At 68.5% G+C, this 21,190-nt stretch carries 17 protein-coding genes and 2 pseudogenes; 10 read left to right on the forward strand and 9 right to left on the reverse strand.

The window, feature by feature from the left end:
- Nucleotides 1–48: 48 nt before the first annotated feature.
- Nucleotides 49–885 (reverse strand): annotated as a pseudogene (locus BV908_RS04145) (efflux transporter outer membrane subunit); the annotation flags it as partial.
- Nucleotides 886–898: 13 nt separating this feature from the next.
- Here BV908_RS04145 and BV908_RS04150 point away from each other — a divergent pair.
- The 3 genes and pseudogenes from BV908_RS04150 (at nt 899) to BV908_RS04160 (ending at nt 2,723) form a co-directional block, all read left to right on the forward strand.
- A pseudogene (locus tag BV908_RS04150) lies at nt 899–1,811 on the forward strand (LysR family transcriptional regulator).
- Between the two features lie 109 nt (nt 1,812–1,920).
- Complete coding sequence (locus BV908_RS04155; protein WP_103737315.1) at nt 1,921–2,193, forward strand: VF530 family protein; 273 nt, start codon at nt 1,921–1,923, stop codon at nt 2,191–2,193.
- 152 nt (nt 2,194–2,345) lie between these two features.
- A complete protein-coding gene (locus tag BV908_RS04160; protein WP_011804460.1) occupies nt 2,346–2,723 on the forward strand; it encodes a hypothetical protein in 378 nt (125 codons plus the stop codon).
- Between the two features lie 33 nt (nt 2,724–2,756).
- Here the strand turns inward: BV908_RS04160 and BV908_RS04165 are convergent, their stop codons facing one another.
- From BV908_RS04165 to BV908_RS04175, 3 genes are read right to left on the reverse strand one after another with little or no spacing between them, the layout of a single operon-like run.
- Nucleotides 2,757–3,725 carry an alpha-E domain-containing protein gene (locus BV908_RS04165; RefSeq protein WP_047349599.1) on the reverse strand — a complete coding sequence of 323 codons (969 nt, stop codon included), beginning with the start codon at nt 3,723–3,725 and terminating at the stop codon, nt 2,757–2,759.
- A gap of 1 nt (nt 3,726) precedes the next feature.
- On the reverse strand, nt 3,727–5,190 hold the full coding sequence (locus BV908_RS04170) for a circularly permuted type 2 ATP-grasp protein (protein WP_103737361.1): 1,464 nt from the start codon (nt 5,188–5,190) through the stop codon (nt 3,727–3,729).
- Nucleotides 5,191–5,238: 48 nt separating this feature from the next.
- The gene (locus BV908_RS04175) at nt 5,239–7,824 is read right to left on the reverse strand and encodes a DNA internalization-related competence protein ComEC/Rec2 (RefSeq protein ID WP_246867439.1); all 2,586 of its coding nucleotides are present in this window, start codon (nt 7,822–7,824) and stop codon (nt 5,239–5,241) included.
- A 142-nt stretch (nt 7,825–7,966) separates the two neighbouring features.
- On the opposite strand from BV908_RS04175, the gene BV908_RS04180 reads away from it, so the two are divergent.
- Nucleotides 7,967–8,425 (forward strand): RidA family protein, encoded by a 459-nt coding sequence (locus BV908_RS04180; RefSeq protein WP_011804457.1) that lies wholly within the window; start codon nt 7,967–7,969, stop codon nt 8,423–8,425.
- Nucleotides 8,426–8,558: 133 nt separating this feature from the next.
- On the opposite strand, the gene BV908_RS04185 is transcribed toward BV908_RS04180, so the two are convergent.
- From BV908_RS04185 to BV908_RS04200, 4 genes are all read right to left on the reverse strand, one after another.
- Nucleotides 8,559–10,334 (reverse strand): methyl-accepting chemotaxis protein, encoded by a 1,776-nt coding sequence (locus BV908_RS04185; RefSeq protein WP_103737316.1) that lies wholly within the window; start codon nt 10,332–10,334, stop codon nt 8,559–8,561.
- Nucleotides 10,335–10,526: 192 nt separating this feature from the next.
- Nucleotides 10,527–12,881, reverse strand: a complete 2,355-nt coding sequence (gene parC, locus BV908_RS04190; RefSeq protein ID WP_103737317.1) for a DNA topoisomerase IV subunit A — start codon at nt 12,879–12,881, stop codon at nt 10,527–10,529.
- Entirely contained in the window at nt 12,878–13,756 is an 879-nt protein-coding gene (locus tag BV908_RS04195; RefSeq protein ID WP_103737318.1) for a lytic transglycosylase domain-containing protein, read from the reverse strand. Before BV908_RS04195 ends, parC begins: the two co-directional genes overlap by 4 nt.
- A gap of 38 nt (nt 13,757–13,794) precedes the next feature.
- The gene (locus BV908_RS04200; RefSeq protein ID WP_011804453.1) at nt 13,795–15,777 is read right to left on the reverse strand and encodes a DNA topoisomerase IV subunit B; all 1,983 of its coding nucleotides are present in this window, start codon (nt 15,775–15,777) and stop codon (nt 13,795–13,797) included.
- 116 nt (nt 15,778–15,893) lie between these two features.
- On the opposite strand from BV908_RS04200, the gene BV908_RS04205 reads away from it, so the two are divergent.
- The 6 genes from BV908_RS04205 (at nt 15,894) to BV908_RS04225 (ending at nt 20,748) form a co-directional block, all read left to right on the forward strand.
- Nucleotides 15,894–17,111: an MFS transporter gene (locus tag BV908_RS04205; protein WP_015912657.1), complete on the forward strand. Its 1,218-nt coding sequence runs from the start codon at nt 15,894–15,896 to the stop codon at nt 17,109–17,111.
- Between the two features lie 2 nt (nt 17,112–17,113).
- Nucleotides 17,114–17,242 (forward strand): hypothetical protein, encoded by a 129-nt coding sequence (locus tag BV908_RS22895; protein ID WP_011804451.1) that lies wholly within the window; start codon nt 17,114–17,116, stop codon nt 17,240–17,242.
- A gap of 2 nt (nt 17,243–17,244) precedes the next feature.
- Nucleotides 17,245–17,829 carry a class I SAM-dependent methyltransferase gene (locus BV908_RS04210; protein WP_103737319.1) on the forward strand — a complete coding sequence of 195 codons (585 nt, stop codon included), beginning with the start codon at nt 17,245–17,247 and terminating at the stop codon, nt 17,827–17,829.
- Nucleotides 17,830–17,863: 34 nt separating this feature from the next.
- Entirely contained in the window at nt 17,864–18,760 is an 897-nt protein-coding gene (dapA, locus tag BV908_RS04215; protein WP_011804449.1) for a 4-hydroxy-tetrahydrodipicolinate synthase, read from the forward strand.
- A gap of 83 nt (nt 18,761–18,843) precedes the next feature.
- The gene (bamC, locus tag BV908_RS04220) at nt 18,844–19,932 is read left to right on the forward strand and encodes an outer membrane protein assembly factor BamC (protein ID WP_015912654.1); all 1,089 of its coding nucleotides are present in this window, start codon (nt 18,844–18,846) and stop codon (nt 19,930–19,932) included.
- Between the two features lie 33 nt (nt 19,933–19,965).
- The gene (locus BV908_RS04225) at nt 19,966–20,748 is read left to right on the forward strand and encodes an MBL fold metallo-hydrolase (RefSeq protein ID WP_047349588.1); all 783 of its coding nucleotides are present in this window, start codon (nt 19,966–19,968) and stop codon (nt 20,746–20,748) included.
- An 88-nt stretch (nt 20,749–20,836) separates the two neighbouring features.
- Here the strand turns inward: BV908_RS04225 and BV908_RS04230 are convergent, their stop codons facing one another.
- Nucleotides 20,837–21,103: a hypothetical protein gene (locus BV908_RS04230; RefSeq protein ID WP_041835919.1), complete on the reverse strand. Its 267-nt coding sequence runs from the start codon at nt 21,101–21,103 to the stop codon at nt 20,837–20,839.
- Nucleotides 21,104–21,190: the final 87 nt, after the last annotated feature.

Here is a 21,190-nt window from a genome sequence, read left to right on the forward strand (position 1 = left end):
AGTGCAACGCCCCGCGGCGCAGTCGCGTGGGCGCGAATCCCCACGCGCTCAGCTGGTGGTATCCCAACCCCCGCCCAGCGCGCGCACCAACCCCACCGTGGCCACGTACTGCGCTGTGCGCACCTGCAGCGCCTGGCGGCGGTTGCGCAGCTCGCTGCGGCGCGCATCCAGCAACTCCAATTGGCTCACCAGACCGTTGCGGTAGCGCGAATCGGACAGCTGCGTAGCGCGCGCGGCGGACTGCACGGCGCGGTCCTGTGCCTGCGCCTGGTCGGCCAGCAGACGCAGCGCGCTGAGCTGGTCTTCCACCTCGCGAAAGGCTGTGAGCACCTGGCCGCGGTGGGCGGCGAGCGCCCCTTCCAGCCGGGCGCGCGCACCCTCCTCCTGGGCGGCGCGCTGGCCGCCATCGAAGAGCGGCAGCGACAGCAGCATGCCAATGCCCCAGGAACGCGCCGACCACTTGAACAGATCGCCCAGCTCGGGCGATGCAAAGCCCGCACTGCCCGTGAGTGCCAGCGCGGGAAACCACGCCGCCTGCGCCACGCCGACGCGTGCCTGCGCCGCCAGCACCGCGGCCTGGGCCGCAGACACATCGGGCCTGCGCGCCAGGACCGTGCTGGGCACGCCGGGCGGAATCACCGGCAGCGCGGCCTCGACCGCCGCCGGTGGCAGCGAGAAGCCCGTGGCCACGTCGCCCACCAGCACGGCCAATGCATGCCGCAGCTGCGCCTGCTGGCGCTCCAGCGCCAGTGCCTCGGACTCGGTGGCCGCCACCTCCGTCTGCACGCGCGCCACGTCCAGTTCCGCCACGTCGCCCGCCTGGTAGCGGCGCTGCGTGAGGTACAGCGTGCCGCGGTAGGCTTCCAGACTCTCATTCACCAGCGAGAAGGAGAAGCACATGGACCAGATACAGGCCATGCGCATATTCGCGCGGGTGGTCGAAGCTGGCACCTTCACGCGCCGCCGATTCACTGCAACTGCCCAAGGGCACCGTGACCAAGCACGTCCAGGCGCTGGAAGAGCGCCTGCGCGTGAAGCTGCTCAACCGCACCACGCGCCGCGTCACCGTGACGGCCGACGGCGCCGCGTTCTACGACCGCACCGTGCGCCTGTTGGCCGACTTCGACGACCTCGAAGCCAGCATGAGCCAGGCGCGCGCCAACCCGCGCGGGCGTCTGCGCGTGGACGTGGGATCGTCGGTGGCGCGGCTGCTCATCGTGCCAAACCTGGCGCAGTTCCAGGAGCGCTACCCCGACATCCAGATCGACCTGGGCGTGAGCGACCGCACCGTGGACCTCATCGGCGACAACGTCGACTGCGTGATCCGCGGCGGCGAGCTGGCCGACCAGTCCCGGGTGGCGCGGCGCATCGGCAACCTGGAATTCATCACCGTGGCCGCGCCCGCCTACCTGGAGCGCTTTGGCGTGCCCGCGCACCCGCTGGACCTGGAGCGCAGCCACCGCACCGTGATCTACTTCTCGCCCGTCTCGGCGCGCCGCTATCCGCTGGAGTTTCACAAGGACGGCGAGGTGATCGAAACCTCGGGCCCCTCTCACCTGGCCGTGAACGAGAGCAACGCCTATCTGAACGCCCTCGTCGCCGGCCAGGGCGTGGGGCAGATCACTACCTTCCAGGCCCAGCAGCACTTCGAGCGCGGCGAACTCGTGCGCGTGCTGCCGGACTGGTCCCACCCCCTGCTGCCCGTGTACGTGGTGTATCCGCCCAACCGCCATCTGAGCGCCAAGGTACGCGCCTTCGTCGACTGGGCTGCGGAGCTGTTTGCCAACGAGCCGCTGCTGCACCACCAGTAGAGGCAATTGCTATATTTTTAATAGCTGTTAGCGCTTACCAAATAAGCGCTATAGGGCAATTTCCTTCAAATCAGCGTTCGTGGGCGGCAAGCGCGTATGCTCGCCGTCCATGACCGACCAACCTGCAGCGCCCGCCCCACAACCACCCGCACAGCCCCGCAATCCGCTGCACGGCATCACGCTGGAGTCGATGGTCGTGGCGCTGCAGCAATACTTCGGCTGGGAGGGTCTGGCCAGCCGCATTCCCGTGCGCTGCTTCCAGAGCGACCCCAGCGTCGCCTCCAGCCTCAAGTTCCTGCGCAAGACGCCATGGGCGCGCGAAAAGGTCGAGGGCCTGTACCTGTTCATGCTGCGCGAGCAGCGGCGCAACGCATCGCGTTGACCGCGGGGACGGTCGCACTGGCGAACGTGCACGGCAGCTGGCGCACGCCGGCGCGCGGTTCGTCGCAATGCGCTGGAACGCCGACGGGCGGGCCGGCACAGTGGCTCCACGGACGGCATGGTGCCGCCGGCAGTGTCCCCACAGGAGCCCTCATGAACGCCTTGCATACGCTGACCTCGCAGGTCCCTTCCACGCGCCGCCCCTTGCTGCGCGGCGCCATCGCCAGTGCCGTACTGGCGCTGGCCGGCACCGCCACCACGGGCGCGCTGGCCCAGGTGCCGCAGCACGCCCCCGCGCCCTCGGCGGCACAGACGCAGGTGGCCGCCATGCCCCATTCCACCCACGACCGCACCAACGCTGTCGGCCGCACACGCGCTGAAGTGATTGCCGAACTGCAATGCGCGCGCGAGTCGGGCGAGCTGGAGGCCAGCGTGCTGGCCCAGTACGGCCTGGTGCCCCCTGCCCGCCAGGGCGCGCGCGCGAACTGCGCGCAAGACGCCCAGAGCCGCCAGATGGCACAGGGCCAATAAACACCCCCCGGAGCCCGGGCCCGGAAGTGCCGGTCAGTCCGCCGCGGGCGCGAGAAAGTCCCTGCTGATGCAGCCGCCGAGTTCGTTCACGCGGTCCAGGAACTGCGTGAGGTAGGCATGCAGGCCGGTGGCCAGGATTTCGTCGATGCGGCCGTAACGCAGATCGGACAGCAGGCGTCCGGCCCGCCGCTCGGTCTCCCCCGAATGCTCATGCGCGACGGCGGCCAGGTTGTCCACCACCTCGTGCATGCTGGCATGCAGCGAACGCGGCATGTCCCGCCGCAGCATGAGCAGGTCGGCCACGCGCTCGGGCGTGATCACGTCGCGGTACACCTTGCGGTAGACCTCAAACGCCGAAACGCTGCGCAGGATGGCGCTCCAGTGGTAGAAGTCGGCCTCGGGCGTGGAACGGCGGGCATCACCCGCCAACCCATGAAAATCGCTCTGCACCGCATGGAACTTCACGTCCAGCAGCCGCGCCGTGTTGTCGGCGCGCTCCAGGAAGGTGCCCAGGCGCAGGAAGTGAAACGCCTCGTCCTGCAGCATGGTGCCCAGCGTGACCCCGCGCGACAGGTGCGAGCGGTACTTGACCCATTCGAAGAACTGCCCGGGGTCGCGCTCGAAGGCCCCCTCGCGCAGCTGGCGTGACAGCTCCAGCCAAGTCTGGTTCAGCGTCTCCCACACCTCCGTGGTGAGGGCACCGCGCACGGCGCGCGCGTTCTCGCGCGCCGCGCGCAGGCACGCGGCGATGGACGACGGGTTGCCCTCGTCGCACACCATGAACCGCAGCACACCCGTGGCCGTGATCGCACCCTGCCGCGCGGTGTAGGCGGGAATCAGCTCACTGATCGACAGCAGCCCGCGCCAGCCCTCCTGCGCCTGCGCATCGGACTGCGGCAGCAGGGAGGTCTCGTAACTGTCGTTGAGCATGCGGGCGGTGTTTTCTGCCCGCTCGGTGTAACGGGACATCCAGAACAGGTGATCGGCAGTGCGGCTCAGCATCTCATTGACCTCCATCCTCATCCCCCAGCACCCAGGTGTCCTTGGTGCCGCCGCCCTGCGACGAGTTGACGACGAGCGAGCCTTCCTTGAGCGCCACGCGCGTGAGCCCGCCGGCCACCATTTGCACTTTCTGTCCACTGAGTACGAAGGGCCGCAGATCGATGTGGCGCGGCGCGATGCCCGCCTCCACGTAGGTGGGACAGGTCGAGAGCGAGAGCGTGGGCTGGGCGATGTAGCCCGCGGGATTGGCGATGAGCGCGGCGCGGAAGGCCTCGATCTCGGCGCGCGTGGCCGCGGGTCCGATGAGCATTCCGTAGCCGCCCGCGCCATGCACCTCCTTGACCACCAGCTCCGGCAGATGCCCCAGCACGTACTGCAGGTCTTCAGGGCGGCGGCACATCCAGGTGGGCACGTTGGCCAGGATGGGCTGCTCGCCCAGGTAAAAGCGGATCATCTCGGGCACGTACGGGTACACCGACTTGTCGTCCGCAATGCCCGTACCCACGGCGTTGCAGATGGCCACGTTGCCCGCGCGGTAGGCCTGCATGAGCCCCGCGCAGCCCAGTGTGGAGGTGGGCCGGAACACCTGTGGGTCGAGGAAGTCGTCATCCACGCGCCGGTAGATGACATGCACGCGCTGCAGGCCGCGCGTGGTGCGCATGTAGACGACGTTGTCCTTGACGACCAGGTCCTGGCCCTCGACCAGCTCCACGCCCATCTGCTGCGCGAGGAAGGCGTGCTCGAAATAGGCGCTGTTGTGCATGCCGGGCGTGAGCACCACCACGGTGGGGTCGGCGCTGCTCCAGGCCGGCGCGCTGGCACGCAGCGTGTCCAGCAGCAGGTCGGGGTAGTGCGCCACGGGGGCCACCTTGTGCAGCGCAAACAGCTCGGGAAACAGCCGCATCATCATCTTGCGGTTTTCCAGCATGTATGACACGCCGGACGGCACGCGCAGGTTGTCCTCCAGCACGTAGTGGATGCCCTCGCCATCCGCGCCCGGCGCGCGCACGAGGTCGATGCCCGCGATGTGCGCGTACACGTCCTGCGGGACGTCCAGGCCCACCATCTCGGGACGGAACTGCGCATTGGCCAGGATCAGGTCGGCAGGCACGATGCCTGCGCGCAGGATGTCCTGGCCGTGGTAGATGTCGTGGATGAAACGGTTGAGCGCCGTGACGCGCTGCACCAGGCCGCGCCGCATGCGGCGCCATTCCTGCGCGGGGATGATGCGGGGAATCAGGTCGAAGGGGATCAGCCGCTCGGTCCCGGCGCCCTCCTCGTCCTTGTCGCCATACACGGCGAAGGTGATGCCCACGCGGCGGAAGATCACCTCGGCCTGCGCGCGGCGGGCCTGCATGGCATCGGCCGGCTGCTGCGCCAGCCACTGGCCGTAATGCCGGTAGTGCGCCCGCACGTCGCTGCCCCCGAAGGGCAGCACGGTGTACATCTCGTCGAACTGCTGCATGCGGCGTGCCTCCTGCACCCAGGATAGCAAGTTGCAGGCCCGGCAACGCTACGGCTGCGGCAAAGGTGACGCCTCGGGCACGCGGTGGTGCCAATAGCGCCGCGTGGCCTCTCGTTCACAGTGCACGGCCAGCGGCGCATCGGATACCCAACGCGCCGCACCGCAGGGCGGCGACTGCACGAGCAAGACGCCGCGCTGCTGGTAGCGCGCCGCCACGTCGGGCGCGGGGTGGCCGAAGCGGTTGCGGTAGCCGGCCTGCACCAGCGCGGTGCGCGGCTGCACGGCATCCAGGAATGGCGCGCTGGACGAGCTCTTGCTGCCATGGTGCGGCACCAGCAGCAGGTCTGCCGCCAGCGCGGCACCGCCATCTACCAGCGCCTGTTCCTGCGCGCGCTCGATGTCGCCCACCAGCAGGGCCACCGCACCGCCGGTGTTGTCACTGGTCCGCGCGGCTGCGATGCGCAGCACACAGCTCGTGGCATTGGACTTCGGCGCACGTGCGCCCGGCCCATCGCCCGCATCGCGCGGCGGGTGCAGCACTTCGAAAAGCACGCCGTCCCAGTTCCAGTGCTGGCCTGCCAGGCAAGGCTCGGCGGGCCGCAGGGCCTGCAGTGCATGGTCGGCCTCAATCGACCCCAGCAGGCGTGCCTGCGGCTGTTGCGCCAGCACTGCCGCGGCGCCGCCGGTGTGGTCGGTATCGCGGTGGCTCAATACCAGCAGGTCCAGCCGTTCGCCCAGCGCGCGCAGCAGGGGCACCAGCACGCGCTCGCCCGCGTCGCTGTCCTGGTGGTAGCGCGGGCCGGCGTCGTACAGCAGCGCATGGCGCGCCGTGCGCACCAGCACGGCCTGGCCCTGGCCCACGTCGGCGGCCAGCAGCTCGAACTGCCCCGGCTGCGGGCGCGCGGGCTGCCACCACAGCGCCGGCAGCAGCAGCGCAAGGCCCAGGGCACGTACGCCCCACGGCAGGCGCAGCGCCAGCAATACGCCGCCGGTCACGGCTGCCGCGCCGGCCCACAGCGGGGCCATGGGCAAAGCGACCTGCGCCCAGGGCCAGGCTGCCAGCCACTGCAGCAACACCGACAACGCCTGCACGCACCACGCCGCCGCCTGCCACAGCGGCGCCCACAGCACCCCCAGCAGCGCCAGCGGCGTGACCACCAGCGTGGTCCACGGAATCGCCACCAGATTGGCCAGCAGCCCCACCAGCGAAACCTGCCCGAACAGCAATAGCGTGAGGGGCGTGAGCGCCAGCGTCACCACCCACTGTTCACGCAGCAATGCATAAAAACGGCCTGTAATACCCACTGGATAAGCGCTAGCAGCTCCCAAATCGGTAGCAAACAGCACAGCCACGGCCACAAAGCTCAGCCAGAAGCCCGGCTGCAGCAGCGCCCACGGATCGACCGCCAGCACCACCGCGCAGGCCAGCAGCCACACCTGCGGCCAGGGCCAGCGCCGCCCCGACAGGCGCAGCAGCGCCACCGTGGCCAACATGCACACCGTGCGCTGCGCGGGCACGCCCCATCCGCTGAAGAGCGCATAGGCAGCGGCCAGCAGCACACCGCCCACCAACGCCGCCGTGGGCGCGGGCACGGCCAGGCACAGGCGTTGCGAGCGGCGCCAGGCCCGGTCCAGCAGTGCGGCCGCAAGCCAGGCAAACAGCGTGATGTGCAGCCCCGAGATGCTCATGAGGTGGGCCACGCCCGTGGCGCGGAACACATCCCAGTCCGCCCGCTCGATGGCGCGCTGGTCGCCCGTGACCAGCGCCGCCACCACCCCGGCCGCACGCTGGCGGGCTGCATCCTGCGCAGGGTCCACCAGCGTGCGCACGATGGCGTCGCGCACCCGCTGGCGCAGTTGCTCTACGGGGTGGCGCCAGGTGGCGCCCAGCCGCTCAGGCGGGCCGTGCAGCGCATCCAGCCGCGCGCTGGTGCGCACGTAGCCCGTGGCCTGCACCCCTTGCTCCCACAGCCACAGCTCGTAATCGAAGCCGTTCGGATTGCGCCCGCCGTGCGGCGCCTTCAGGCGCACGGTCAGGCGCCAGCGTTCACCGGCGCGCACAGCGGGCGGTGGACTGTCCGCGCCTGCCTCACCACCCAGCCCGCCGGCATACCAGGTCAGGTCGATGAGCGGCGGCACGCGCACGGTCGCACCGTCCAGTTGCGCCGCCTCCACTTCCAGCCGCAGGCGCAACCCGGTCTCGCGCGGCTGCGGCATGGCGGCAACCACGCCCGTTACGCGCAGATCACGCCCCTCCAGCGCCGGCGCCAGAGACTGCTCCAGGAAGACCGCAGCGCGCATACCGCACAGCCCGTACATCAGCACCGCGGCCAGAATCGCCACGCCGCTGCCGTGCCAGCGGCGCGGGCCGCGCACACCGGCCCACCAGGCGAACCCCCCGGCCGCCAGCAACGCACCAACCATCAACCCCGCATAGGACGGCCAGGGCCACAGCGCAGGCTGCTGCAGTTGCAGCGCCACGCCCAGCACCCCCGCAGCCAGCGCAACGGGCAGATGCCAGGCCCGCACCACAGGCACGCGAGCGACCGGCACGCGAGCGGACGCCGTCGCCACCCGCGCGGCGGTGCTCCCTCCCTGCTGGTGCTGTGGCCCTTCGGGCGCCCACTGGTCCATGGCCGCATGCTATGCGAACGCACGCGGTGGACGCTCCGCCGGCGTGGCGATGTGCAACACTCGCCCGGTCCCACGCCGCATCGGCGGCCGTGGGCGCGTTTCCCGGGCCGTGCCGCGCCCGCCCTCGTTTTCAAGGATTGCCATGAGCGTTTACGACAAGCTGAAGGAACTCAACATCACCCTGCCCCCCGTGGCCGTGCCCGCCGCCGCCTACGTGCCCTATGTGCAGACCGGCAACCTGGTGTTCCTGAGCGGCCACATTGCCCGCAAGGACGGCAAGCCCTGGGCCGCGCAGTTCGGCCGCGACATCACCACCGAGGAAGGCAAGGCCGCCGCACGCGCCGTGGCCGTCGACCTGCTGGGCACGCTGCATGCCGCCACCGGCGGCGACCTGAACCGCGTGCAGCGCATCGTGAAGGTGATGAGCCTGGTGAACTCCACGGGCGACTACACCGAGCAGCACCTGGTGACCAACGGCGCCAGCGAACTGCTGGGCGAAGTGTTCGGCGACAAGGGCAAGCACGCGCGCAGCGCCTTTGGGGTGGCACAGATCCCCCTGGGTGCCTGCGTGGAGATCGAGTTGATCGCCGAGCTGGCCTGAGCCGCGCACCGCGTTCTTTCCCAGCCTCCCGCGTGCGCTCGTCGCGGCATGCGGAAGGTGAAGGAGCCAGCCCCGCGCGCCCGCGTGGCAAGCAAGGCGCCCCGTCAGCGCAAGGCGTGCGACCGCACGCGGATCAGAAGGACTCCCAATCGTCCTCACCACCTTGGGCCAGGGCCGCAGGCCTTGCGGCGGCGGCAGGTGCAGCAGCCGCACGCAGGGGGGCCGCCACACGCTGCGCCGGCGCCCGTGCCGGCGCTGCCGCCGCGCGGGGCGCGGCGGGTGCCTTGCCCACAGGTGCCACCGGCATGGGACGTGCCTGTGGAGCGGCCGGCACGGGGCGTGCGGCTGACGGCACAGCAGCTACCGCGCCATCGATGCGGAATGCTGCCACCACGCGCGTGAGGTGATCGGCCTGCTCGCGCAGGCTTTGCGCCGCGGCGGCGCTCTCCTCCACCAGCGCCGCGTTCTGTTGCGTCATCTGGTCCAGTTGACCCACGGCCTGGTTCACCTGCGAGATGCCCGCGCTTTGCTCGGTGGCGGCGGCGGTGATCTCGCCCATCATGTCGGCCACGCGCTGCACCGACTGCACCACCTCTTGCATGGTGGAGCCGGCGCTGTGCACCAGGCGCGAGCCGCTTTCCACGCGGCCCACCGAGTCGCTGATCAGGTCCTTGATCTCCTTGGCGGCCGATGCCGAACGCTGCGCCAGGTTGCGCACTTCGCCCGCCACCACGGCAAAGCCCCGGCCTTGCTCACCGGCGCGCGCTGCCTCCACGGCCGCATTCAGCGCCAGGATGTTGGTCTGGAAGGCGATCCCGTCGATGACGCCGATGATGTCGGCGATCTTGCGGCTGCTGTGCTGGATGTCGTCCATGGTGGACACCACCTCTCCCACCACGCTGCCGCCGCGGCGCGCTACGTCGCTCGCGCCGCCGGCCAACTGGCTGGCCTGGCCCGCCGTCGCCGCGCTGTGCTGGACGGTGCTGGTGAACTCCTCCATGGCCGCGGCGGTTTGCTGCAGGTTGCTGGAGGTGGATTCGGTGCGCGCAGACAGGTCCTGGTTGCCGGTGGCGATCTGCGCGCTGGCCACAGCAATGCTGTCGGTGGTGTGGCGCACCTCCTGCACCATGCGCGCCAGCGAGTCGCGCATGCCTGCCAGCGAGCGCAGCAGCTCGCCAAATTCATCGCCACGCTGCACATCTACCGCCTGCTCGCGCAGGTCGCCGTCCGCCACGCGCGCCGCGAGCGCGTTGGCCTCGGCCAGCGGGCGCTGGATGCTGCGGATCAGGAAATACGCCCCCAGCACGATGGCCGCGAGCATCACGGCTGCGGCCGCGGCCGCCAGCTTCACCGTGAGCATGCGCGTGGCGGCCATCTCCGCCTGGCGCGCCTGGGCGGTCTGCTCCTGCATGCGCACGAATTCCTGCAGCGTGCCCAGGTAGGCGGTCACTGCGGGCACGTAGGACTGCTGCGCCAGGCGCACCGCCTCATCATGGCTGCCGGCGTCCTTGAGCTGGCGGGCCTGGTTGCGCAGATCGATCATGGCCTTGCGCGCGGTGGCGATGCGCCCCATCTGCTCGCGGTCGGCGGGCGTGAGGGCCATGGCTTCCAGCCCCTTTTGCAATTCGCTGATGCGCGCCGAGGTGGCGGCAATGTCGCCCTTGAACGCCTGCTCCACCACGGCGTCGGTGCTGAGCACCAGCGCCAGCGTGCGGGCCGCATTGGTCTCGGTCAGGCCGGCCCAGCGTGTGGCCGTCTGCACGCGCTGCGTCATCTCGCGGCTCAAGGCGTCGGATTCGGCCTGCGCCCTGGTAGAGCGCACACCAGCCACGCCCACGACGGTCAATTGGGCCAGCACGATGCAGCCCACGGCGAGCCAGAGTTTGTGGGAAATGCGCAGCGATCTCATGAGGTGGGCTCCTGGAATTCGTTATGGCGGGGTTGCGAGAATGCTACCAAACGCAACAAAGAAGCCCCGCCGCCCACGCGACATACTATCGCTATCAAAAAAATAGCTGTTCGCGCTTTCTACGCCGGGACTTCAACGGCCTTTATCCGTAAAAGCTTGTACCGGCAAGCGCGACCAGCTATTGTTTTTGAATCACTCCACGCGCAGCACGTCGGACGGCTTGAAACCCAGGTCGGCCGCCTTGCCCTTGCGCCCGCGCGCCGCGCGCGCATTGTTGAGCGAGCGGATCTCCAGTTGCTCCTCGCGCGGCTTGCCGCCACGGCCCACGCCCACGAAGCGCACGCTGCGCGTGTAGGCCGCCGCGCCGGCCAGTTGGTCCTTGGGCTCCAGGTCGATGAGCATCAGCCCGCGGCCGCCCTTTTCCATGAGCTTGAGTTCGGCGATCTCAAACGTGAGCACTCGCCCACCCACGGATGCGCAGCACACATGGGTGGCGGGCGCCAGCGGCTGGCTGCCGCTGGTGAACGCCGCATGCGAGGGGCGGCACAGGCGTTCGCCCTCACCCAGGTTCACAAAGGCCTTGCCGCCGCGGTTGCGTGCGGTCATGTGCTCCACGGTGGACAGGAAACCATAGCCGCCCGAGCCCGCAAGCAGCAGCGCTGCGTTGGCCGGTCCGGCGAAGTAGTGCACCGGCTGCGTGCCGGCCTCCAGCTCGATCAGCGTGGTGATGGGCTGGCCGTCGCCACGCCCGCCCGGCAGGCTGGACACGGCCACCGAGTACACCCGCCCGTTGCTGCCGAAGACGATGAGCGTGTCCACCGTGCGGCACTCAAAGGTGCCGTACAGGCCGTCGCCCGACTTGAAGGCGAAGCTGCCCGCCTCGTGCCCGTGGCCCTGGCGCGCACGCACCCAGCCCTTTTCGGACACCACCACGGTGACGGGTTCGTCCAGCACCTTGACCTCGGCCACGGCCTTCTTTTCGGCCTGGATCAGCGTGCGGCGCGCGTCGCCGAACAGCTTGGCGTCTGCCTCGATCTCCTTGGCCATCAGGCGGCGCAGCGAGGCGGGGTTGGCGAGGATGTCCTCCAGCTTGCCCTGCTCTTCGCGCAGCTCTTTCAGCTCCTGCTCGATCTTGATGGCTTCCAGCCGCGCCAGTTGGCGCAGGCGGATTTCCAGAATGTCCTCGGCCTGGCGGTCCGACAGGTGAAAGCGCGCGATCAGCGCCGCCTTCGGCTCGTCGGCCTGGCGGATGATGGCGATCACCTCGTCGATGTTCAGCAGCACCAGCTGCCGCCCCTCCAGGATGTGGATGCGGTCCAGCACCTTGTCCAGCCGGTGCTGGCTGCGCCGCGTGATGGTGGTCTGGCGGAAGTCGATCCACTCCTGCAGCATCTCGCGCAGCGACTTCTGCACGGGCCTGCCGTCCAGCCCCACCATGGTCAGGTTGATGGGCGCGGAAGTCTCCAGGCTGGTGTGCGCCAGCAGCGCGGTGATGAGGTCCTGCTGCGGCACCTTGCCGGTCTTGGGTTCGATGACCAGGCGCACCGGCGCGTCCTTGCTGGACTCGTCGCGCACGCCGTCCAGCAGCGCCAGCAAGGCAGCCTTGAGCTGCGTCTGCTCCTGCGTGAGCGCCTTCTTGCCGGTCTTGACCTTGGGGTTGGTGAGTTCCTCGATCTCCTCCAGCACCTTCTGCGCGGAAACGCCGGGCGGCAGCTCGGTCACCACCATCTGCCACTGGCCGCGCGCCAGGTCCTCGATCTTCCAGCGCGCGCGCACCTTGAGGCTGCCGCGGCCCGTGCGGTAGGCGTCCTGGATGTCAGCATCAGTGCTGATGATCTGGCCGCCGCCCGGGTAGTCAGGGCCGGGGACCAGCGCGAACAGTTCCTCGTCGCTCAACTGCGGCTTCTTGACCAGGGCCACGCAGGCGTCGGCCACCTCGCGCAGGTTGTGGCTGGGGATCTCGGTGGCCAGGCCCACGGCGATGCCGCTGGCGCCATTGAGCAGCGCGAATGGCAACCGCGCGGGCAGCTGGCGCGGCTCCTGCGTGCTGCCGTCGTAGTTGGGCACGAAATCCACCGTGCCCATGTCGATCTCGTCCAGCAGCAGGCCGGCGATGCGGGTCAGGCGCGCCTCGGTGTAGCGCATGGCCGCCGCGCCGTCGCCATCGCGGCTGCCGAAGTTGCCCTGGCCGTCGATCAGCGGGTAACGCTGGTTGAAGTCCTGCGCCAGGCGCACCAGTGCGTCGTAGGCCGACTGGTCGCCGTGCGGGTGAAAGCGGCCCAGCACGTCGCCCACCACGCGGGCGCTTTTGACGGGCTTGGCCGCCACATTGCGGTTTGGCCCGCTGTAGCCCAGACCCATGCGGTCCATGGCGTAGAGGATGCGCCGCTGCACGGGCTTGAGACCGTCGCACACGTCGGGCAGCGCGCGGCCCTTGACGACCGAGAGGGCGTATTCCAGATAGGCGCGCTGGGCATAGCCGGCCAGTTCCAGGCTGTCGCCGTGGTCGGCGGGCGCGGAGAAGTCGAGAGTGGGTTGGTCGCTCATTCAGTGAAGACAGACTCGGTCGATGACTGCCGGGCCAGGCGCGTGGGCGCAGGCGTGGACATGCGCTGCGTGTCGCCGCGCTCACCGGCATCGGATAGGGAATGGGGCGTGGCGGGCAGTTCCATGCGCACGCGCCCCGGGTTCGCGCGCTGATTGCGCGTCGGTAGCGGCGGCTTGAGCAGCGCATACAGGCCCATCACGCTCTGTACGTAGTTGCGCGTCTCGCGGTAGGCGGGCACGCGGTTGCCGGCGCGCTGCACGGCGCCCTCGCCCGCGTTGTAGGCCGCCAGCGCCAAGTCCAGGCGGCCCTCGAAGAGATCCATGAGGTAGCGCAGGTAGCGCGTGCCCGCGGCCACGTTGGTGGCGGGGTCCACCAGCTTTTGCTCCACCGAGCGCCTGGCGTCGCCGCTCACGCCGAAACGGCTGGCGGTGGCGGGCATGAGCTGCATCAGCCCCACGGCGCCGCGCGGCGAGACCGCACGGGTGTTGAAACCCGACTCGGTGGCGATCACCGCCTGCAGCAGCGCGTAGTCCACGCCATGGCGCGCCGACGCCGAGCGCAGGTGCTGGCGCACGAGCTTGTAGTCGTGCGACACCTCGAAGAAGGCCAGCAGCCGCACCCCCGAGGGACTGGCCGGCCCGGTGGAGACATCGGCCGCACCCTGACGTCCGGTGTTGGAGCCGTCGCGCTCGGAGTCGAAGTCGTTGCCGCGGAAGAACAGCGCGTAACGCTCGTCCAGCTGCTGCGCGGCGAAGTGCGTCACGCCGCGCTCGTCCACGAAGGCCCACAGGTCCGCATGCGCGGTTTGCTGCAAAAACAGGAGCGCGCAGCACATGCCAGTCGTGCGCAAAAGCCCCAAAAGGCTGTTACGCATACGGTATCCCAGGCGCGCAGTCATGGCGAGTGCCTTCGTCAGATGTCCACATCCACCAGGTCGCCGTGCAGCTCCATGAGCTCGCGGCGCGCGGCGGCCTCGCCCTTGCCCATGAGCTTGGTGATCAGGCCCTCGGTGGCGGAGAAGTCGAACGTGCCCAACTGCACCGGCAGCAGGCGGCGCGTGTCGGGGTTGAGCGTGGTCTCCCACAGCTGCTCGGCGTTCATTTCGCCCAGGCCCTTGAAGCGGCTGATCTGGCATTTCTCGCGCGGCACGCCGTCCTTGGCGCACTTGTCGAGGATGCTTTCCAGCTCGGATTCGTCCAGCGCATACACCTTGGCCGCGGGCTTCTTGCCGCGCGCCGGCACGTCCACGCGAAACAGCGGTGGCCGGGCGACAAAGATATGGCCAGCCTCGATGAGCTTGGGGAAGTGGCGGAAGAACAGCGTGAGCAGCAGCACCTGGATGTGCGAGCCGTCCACGTCCGCGTCCGAAAGGATGCAGATCTTGCCGTAGCGCAGGCCGGACAGGTCGGGGGTGTCGCTCGGGCCGTGCGGGTCCACGCCGATGGCTACCGAGATGTCATGCACCTCGGTGTTGGCAAACAGGCGGTCGCGGTCGACCTCCCAGGTGTTGAGCACCTTGCCGCGCAGCGGCAGGATGGCCTGGCTTTCCTTGTCGCGGCCCATCTTGGCGCTGCCGCCGGCCGAGTCGCCCTCGACCAGGAAGACCTCGTTGTAGGCCAGGTCACGGCTTTCGCAGTCGGTGAGCTTGCCGGGCAGCACGGCCACGCCCGAGCCCTTGCGCTTTTCGACCTTCTGGCCGGCCTTTTGCCGTGTCTGCGCGGCCTTGATGGCCAGCTCTGCCAGCTTCTTGCCGTATTCCACGTGCTGGTTCAGCCACAACTCCAGCGCCGGGCGCACGAAGCTGGACACCAGCCGCACAGCGTCGCGCGAGTTCAGCCGCTCCTTGATCTGCCCCTGGAACTGCGGGTCCAGCACCTTGGCCGCCAGCACATAGCTGGCGCGCGCAAACACGTCCTCGGGCAGCAGCTTCACGCCCTTGGGCAGGAGCGAGTGCAGCTCGATGAAGCTCTTGACCGCGTTGAACAGGCCGTCACGCAGGCCGCTTTCATGGGTGCCGCCGGCGCTGGTGGGGATCAGGTTCACGTAGCTCTCGCGCACCGGCTGGCCTTCCTCGGTGAAGGCCACACACCATGCGGCGCCCTCGCCCTCGGCAAAGCTCTCGTTGTGGCGGTCGGCGAAGCCCTCGCCCTCGAACAGCGGGATCACCGGGTCAGCGCTCAGCGTCTGCGCCAGGTAGTCGCGCAGGCCGCCCTTGTACTGCCAGGTCTGGGTGTCGCGCGTCTTTTCATTGACCAGCTGCACCGTAACGCCGGGCATGAGCACCGCCTTGCTGCGCAGCAGGTGCGTCAGCTCGCCCATCGGAAGGTTGCTGGACTCAAAGTATTTGGCGTCGGGCCAGACGCGCACGGTGGTGCCCTGCTTGCGCTCGCCCGCCTGCAGCGGGCGCACCGCCAGCGGCTCGGTCACATCGCCGCCCGCAAACACCAGGCGCGCCACCTGGCCCTCGCGGTGGGTGGCCACCTCCAGCCGGGTGGCCAGGGCGTTGGTGACGCTTACGCCCACACCATGCAGGCCGCCCGAGAAGCTGTAGGCCCCGCCCTTGCCCTTGTCGAACTTGCCGCCCGCGTGCAGGCGGGTGAACACCAGCTCCACCACCGGTGCGTTCTCCTCGGGATGCAGGCCGAACGGAATGCCCCGGCCGTCGTCCTCCACGCTCACCGAGCCGTCGGTGTGCAAGGTCACCTTGATCTTCTTGCCAAAGCCCGCCAGTGCCTCGTCGGCCGCGTTGTCCAGCACCTCCTGGATGATGTGCAGGGGGTTGTCGGTGCGGGTGTACATGCCCGGCCGCTGCTTGACGGGCTCCAGTCCCTTGAGGACGCGGATCGAGCCTTCGGAGTAGTCGCTGGCGGAGGTGGATGCGGGTTTGACTGCCATGGCGGCGGATTGTAGTGCTGGATATAAAACCAGGATGGTGACGCTTTCTTGCCCCGCCAGCGTGCTGCACAGGGGGGCGCCAAGCAGGCGACACGGGTTTTCGCTACATTCGCCGGATGCACGACGCAACCCGAAAACTGTCCATGGCCCAGGTGCTGATCTGCGGCGCCGCCATCGTCACTCTGTCCATGGGCATCCGGCACGGCTTCGGCCTGTGGCTGCAGCCCATCACCCAGGACATGGGCTGGACACGCCAGACCTTTGCCCTGGCCATGGCCATTCAGAACCTGTCCTGGGGTCTGTTCGGCATCTTTGGCGGCATGCTGGCCGACCGCCTGGGCGCCTTCCGCGTGCTGATCGGCGGCGCAGCGCTCTACGCCATGGGCCTGGCCGGCATGGCGCTGTCTCCCACGCCGCTGCTGTTTTCGCTGACCACGGGCGTGCTGATCGGCGCTGCACAGGCGGGCACCACCTACGCCATCATCTACGGGGTGCTGGGCCGGCAGATCCCGGCCGACAAGCGCTCCTGGGCCATGGGCGTGGCCGCTGCGGCGGGCTCGTTCGGCCAGTTCCTCATGGTGCCGCTGGAGGGGCAACTGATCCTGCGCCTGGGCTGGCAAGAGGCCCTGCTGGTGCTCTCGGCCATGGTGATCCTGATCGTTCCGCTGGCCTTCGGCCTGCGCGAGCCGGGCTTTCATGGCAGCGCCCCCATCAAACGTACCCAGTCCGTGGGCGAGGCCTTTGCCGAGGCGCTGCGCTACCGCAGCTTCCTGCTGCTCACCGCCGGCTACTTCGTGTGCGGCTTCCAGGTGGTGTTCATCGGCGTGCACATGCCCAGCTATCTGCGCGACCAGGGCCTCACGCCCCAGGTGGCCAGCTATGCGCTGGCGCTGATCGGGCTGTTCAACGTATTCGGCACCTATATCGCGGGCTCGCTGGGCCAACGGATCCCGAAGCGCCACATCCTGGCGTTCATCTATTTCGCCCGCGCCGTGGCCATCACCATCTTCCTGCTGGTGCCGCTGTCGCCGTTGTCGGTCTACGTGTTCTCGGCCGTGATCGGCGCACTGTGGCTGTCCACGGTGCCCCCCACCAATGCCACCGTTGCGCAGATCTTCGGGGTGCAGCACCTGTCCATGCTCAGCGGCTTCGTGTTCTTCAGCCACCAGATCGGCAGCTTCCTGGGCGTGTGGCTGGGCGGCTATCTGTATGACCGCACGGGCAGCTACGACATCGTGTGGTACCTGGCGATTGTGTTGGGCATCCTCGCCGGCTTGGTGAACCTGCCCGTACGCGAGGGCGCCATCGTGCGCGCCACCCCTCAGGCGGCCTGACCATGCGCACCCTGTACAAGCGGTCGATCGTCGCAGCTGCGCTGCTCGCGGTGCTGCTGGGGGTGTTCGCGCTGTACCTGCAGCCCGACTTCATGCTGACGCTGGCGGACCAGATCTGGGCCTGCTTCTGACGATGGCCCCGCACGGCACCGCCCATGCGCCGCTGCCCGCGGCCTCGGAATGGATACAGCGCTGGTCCCACCTGGTGCCTGCAGGCGGCAGTGTGCTGGACGTGGCTTGCGGTCACGGCCGTCACATGCGCTGGTTCCATGAAAGAAAACACCCGGTAACGGGCATAGATAAAGCGCCAGAAGCTATTGAAAGCATAGCACCATGGGGCGCGACGATCGTTGCGGATATCGAGGCTGGCCCCTGGCCCCTGCCCGGGCAGCGCTTTGCCGGCGTGGTGGTCACCAATTACCTGTGGCGTCCTTTGCTGCCCACCATCGTGGACAGCGTGGCGCCCGGTGGCGTGCTGCTCTATGAGACCTTCGCCGTGGGCAACGAAACTGTCGGCCGGCCCGCGCGGGCCGAATTCCTGCTGAAGCCGGGCGAACTGCTGCAGGCCTGCCGGGACCTGCGCATCGTGGCTTACGAGGAAGGCTTCCTCGACGCGCCCGCGCGCTTCGTGCAGCGCATCGCCGCCGTGCGGCCTGCGCCGTCCATGGACGGGCCGCTGCGCGCGCCGCTGCGCACGCCGCTGCAGGGCCCCGTCTAGTTAGAATGTGTTTTTACCGTTTTTGAACGCGGACATGACTTCTCCCAGCGCCCCCCTGACCGGCAGCATCGTCGCCCTCGTCACGCCCATGCATGACGACGGCAGTGTGGACTACCCCGCGCTGCGCAAACTCATCGACTGGCACATCGCAGAAGGCACCGACTGCATCGGCGTGGTGGGCACGACCGGCGAATCGCCCACGGTGAACGTGGAGGAGCACTGCGAAATCATTCGCGTGTCCGTGGAACAAGCCGCCAAGCGCGTACCCATCATGGCGGGCTGCGGCGCCAATTCCACGGCCGAGGCCATCGAGCTGGCCAGGTTCGCCAAGAAGGTCGGCGCCGACAGCCAGTTGCAGGTCGTGCCCTATTACAACAAGCCCACACAGGAAGGCCAGTACCGCCACTTCAAGGCGATCGCCGAGGCCGTGGGCGACCTGCCGATGGTGCTGTACAACGTGCCCGGCCGGTCGGTGGCGGACATGCAGCACGAAACCGTGCTGCGCCTCACGCAGGTGCCGGGCATCGTGGGCATCAAGGAAGCCACAGGCAACATCGAACGCGCGCAATGGCTCATCCGCGACGTGCCCAAGGGCTTCGCCGTGTATTCCGGCGATGACCCCACGGCCGTGGCGCTCATGCTGTGCGGCGGCCAGGGCAACATCAGCGTGACGGCCAACGTGGCGCCCCGCCTGATGCACGAGCTGTGCGTAGCCGCGCTGGCCGGCGACACCCGCCGTGCCATGGAGATCCAGTTCCGCCTGATGCCCGTGCACAAGCAACTGTTCGTAGAGGCCAACCCCATCCCCGTGAAGTGGGCTGTGCAGCGCATGGGCCTGTGCGGCGGCGCTCTGCGCCTGCCCATGACGCCCCTGAGCCAGGGCAACGAAGCCGTGGTCGAGGCCGCCCTGCGCGCCGCGGGGCTGCTCTAAGCTCTAATTTCACCCAGCCTGTTGCCAGCTTGCAGCGTATTTGGAACGCTCCCGGCCGAATCTGGATCAATGAGGATTTTCGCGTGAACGCTACCACCCGTTTGGGCCTGCTGGGCCTTGCCGTGACCCTGTCCGCTTGCTCCGTGCTGGAGAACGACAAGATCGATTACAAAAGCGCCACCAAGGGGGCAACGCTGGAGGTGCCTCCGGACCTGACGCAGCTCTCGCGCGACACACGCTACACGGTGCCTGGCGGCGTCGTGTCTGCTGCCGCTTTCGAAGCCGGCCAGGCGCAACAGCCCCGCGGCGCGGCGAGCGCAGCCCCGAAGTCCATTGGAGACGTACGCATCGAGCGCGACGGCAACCAACGATGGCTGGTGGTGGACCGCCCTGCCGACCAACTGTGGGACCCGGTGCGTGACTTCTGGATCGAAAACGGCTTCGTGTACGTGCTGGAACAACCCAAGCTCGGCCTGCTGGAGACCGACTGGGCCGAAAACCGCGCCAAGCTGCCGCAGGACATCATCCGCTCCACGATTGGCAAGGTCTTCGATTCGCTGTATTCCACGGGCGAACGCGACAAGTTCCGGACCCGCCTGGAGCGCAACGCCAGCGGCGGCACGGAGATCTACATCAGCCACCGCGGCATGGTGGAGGTCTACACCAACACCCAGAAGGACAACACCGTCTGGCAGCCCCGCCCGGCTGATCCGGAACTGGAAACCGAATTCCTGCGCCGGCTGATGGTCAAGCTGGGCGTGAGCGAGGAGCAATCCAAGGCCGCCGCCGCAGCGCCCGTACCCTCCGCCCCGTCCGCGCGCATGGCCACGGTGGACAACGTGCCGGTGGTGCAGCTTGATGAAGGCTTCGACCGCGCGTGGCGCCGCGTGGGCGTGTCGCTGGACCGCACCGGCTTCACCGTGGAGGACCGAGACCGCAGCCAGGGTGTGTACTTCGTACGCTACGTCGCCCCGACCGAGAAGAAGGAGCAAGGCTTCTTCAGCAAGCTGTTCAGCCGCTCGCCCGACGCGGTGCCGCCGCTGAAGTACCGCATCGTGGTGCGCAGCGAGGGCAACCGAAGCACCGTGTCTGTGCTCAACGCCGCAGGCGCGCCCGAAACCTCCGCCAATGCACAGCGCATCGTGCGCGTGCTCGCGGATGATCTGAAGTAAAAGGGGCGGCGCCGCGCCGCTTGCGCCTACACGATGCTGCGCTTTCGCAATCTGGCCAGCGGCAGCACCGGCAACGCCACGCTGGTTGAAGGGCGCAGCGGCGCGCATACCCGGCGCCTGCTCGTGGATTGCGGGCTGGGCATCCGGCAACTGCAATGGCGCCTGCAGGCTGCCGGTACGGCCCCGGCGCAGTTGGATGCCGTCTTTATCACACATGAGCATTCCGATCATGTGGGCTGCGTGCTGAAGCTCGTCCTGCGCGAACGCATCCCCGTTTGGATGAGCGAGGGCACCTACGATGCCCTAGGGTCACCCGACCTTGACGGCCTGCTGCATGTGGCGTGCGATGGCGTACCCGTCGATATGGGCAGCTTTTGCGCACATCCTTTCAGCGTGCCGCATGACGCACGTGAACCATTGCACTTGCGCTGCAGCGATGGCGCGACGCACATCGGCCTACTGACCGACCTGGGCCATGCGGCAGAAACGGTGGTGGAACGGCTACAGGGCTGTCACGCGCTGCTGCTCGAAGCCAACCACGACGCCGACCTTTTGGCGTCGGGCGACTATCCCGTGTTCCTGAAACGGCGCATCGCAGGTCCGCGTGGGCACCTTCCCAACCATGTCAGCGCGGACATCCTGCACGCCGTACATCACCCGAATCTGCGACACGTGGTGGCTGCACACCTGAGCGCACGCAACAACCGACCGGAACTCGCGCAATCCGCTCTGGCGCAAGCTGTGGGGTGGCATGCAAGTGACATCGTAGTGGCCGATCCGCGCGAGGGCACTCCCTGGATCGAGGCCAGCTACTGAGCCATTGCCCAAAAAAGAAAACCCCGACCTTGCGGTACGGGGTTTGCAGCAAGCCCGGCCCCTGAAGGGGCCGGGCATCAGAGTGTTCTTACTTGGCTTCGGAAGCGGCAGCGCCGGTAGCGGCGGCAGCAGCAGCATCAGCAGCTGCCTTGGCGGCATCGGAAGCTGCGTCGGTAGCGGCAGCAGCAGGTGCCTCGACAGACGCTGCGGGCGCGGGAGCAGGTGCGGGCTCAACAGCCGGTGCGGGAGCAGGAGCTTCCACAGGAGCGGGAGCAGGTGCGGGCTCTTCCTTCTTGCCGCAAGCGGCGAGAGCGGCAGCAGCGATCAAAGCAGCCAGAACGACGGAGTTCTTCATTTGGTGTCCTATCAAGCGGAACGATTGTTATCAAACAGCCCAATGCCGCCATCCACGCGGCTAGTCAGGCAGTGGCGCTACGCTTTG

The sequence above is a fragment of the Diaphorobacter sp. LR2014-1 genome, assembly GCF_002916785.1.
Taxonomy (GTDB): Bacteria; Pseudomonadota; Gammaproteobacteria; order Burkholderiales; family Burkholderiaceae_C; genus Diaphorobacter; species Diaphorobacter nitroreducens.

Excerpts from the sequence above, each read along its gene's own strand:
- BV908_RS04155 (WP_103737315.1), top strand. The coding sequence starts at position 1,921 with ATGACCGACCAACCTGCAGCGCCCGCCCCACAACCACCCGCACAGCCC.
- BV908_RS04160 (WP_011804460.1), top strand. The coding sequence starts at position 2,346 with ATGAACGCCTTGCATACGCTGACCTCGCAGGTCCCTTCCACGCGCCGC.
- BV908_RS04165 (WP_047349599.1), bottom strand. The coding sequence starts at position 3,725 with ATGCTGAGCCGCACTGCCGATCACCTGTTCTGGATGTCCCGTTACACC.
- BV908_RS04170 (WP_103737361.1), bottom strand. The coding sequence starts at position 5,190 with ATGCAGCAGTTCGACGAGATGTACACCGTGCTGCCCTTCGGGGGCAGC.
- BV908_RS04175 (WP_246867439.1), bottom strand. The coding sequence starts at position 7,824 with ATGGACCAGTGGGCGCCCGAAGGGCCACAGCACCAGCAGGGAGGGAGC.
- BV908_RS04180 (WP_011804457.1), top strand. The coding sequence starts at position 7,967 with ATGAGCGTTTACGACAAGCTGAAGGAACTCAACATCACCCTGCCCCCC.
- BV908_RS04185 (WP_103737316.1), bottom strand. The coding sequence starts at position 10,334 with ATGAGATCGCTGCGCATTTCCCACAAACTCTGGCTCGCCGTGGGCTGC.
- parC (WP_103737317.1), bottom strand. The coding sequence starts at position 12,881 with ATGAGCGACCAACCCACTCTCGACTTCTCCGCGCCCGCCGACCACGGC.
- BV908_RS04195 (WP_103737318.1), bottom strand. The coding sequence starts at position 13,756 with ATGCGTAACAGCCTTTTGGGGCTTTTGCGCACGACTGGCATGTGCTGC.
- BV908_RS04200 (WP_011804453.1), bottom strand. The coding sequence starts at position 15,777 with ATGGCAGTCAAACCCGCATCCACCTCCGCCAGCGACTACTCCGAAGGC.
- BV908_RS04205 (WP_015912657.1), top strand. The coding sequence starts at position 15,894 with ATGCACGACGCAACCCGAAAACTGTCCATGGCCCAGGTGCTGATCTGC.
- BV908_RS22895 (WP_011804451.1), top strand. The coding sequence starts at position 17,114 with ATGCGCACCCTGTACAAGCGGTCGATCGTCGCAGCTGCGCTGCTCGCG.
- BV908_RS04210 (WP_103737319.1), top strand. The coding sequence starts at position 17,245 with ATGGCCCCGCACGGCACCGCCCATGCGCCGCTGCCCGCGGCCTCGGAA.
- dapA (WP_011804449.1), top strand. The coding sequence starts at position 17,864 with ATGACTTCTCCCAGCGCCCCCCTGACCGGCAGCATCGTCGCCCTCGTC.
- BV908_RS04225 (WP_047349588.1), top strand. The coding sequence starts at position 19,966 with ATGCTGCGCTTTCGCAATCTGGCCAGCGGCAGCACCGGCAACGCCACG.
- BV908_RS04230 (WP_041835919.1), bottom strand. The coding sequence starts at position 21,103 with ATGAAGAACTCCGTCGTTCTGGCTGCTTTGATCGCTGCTGCCGCTCTC.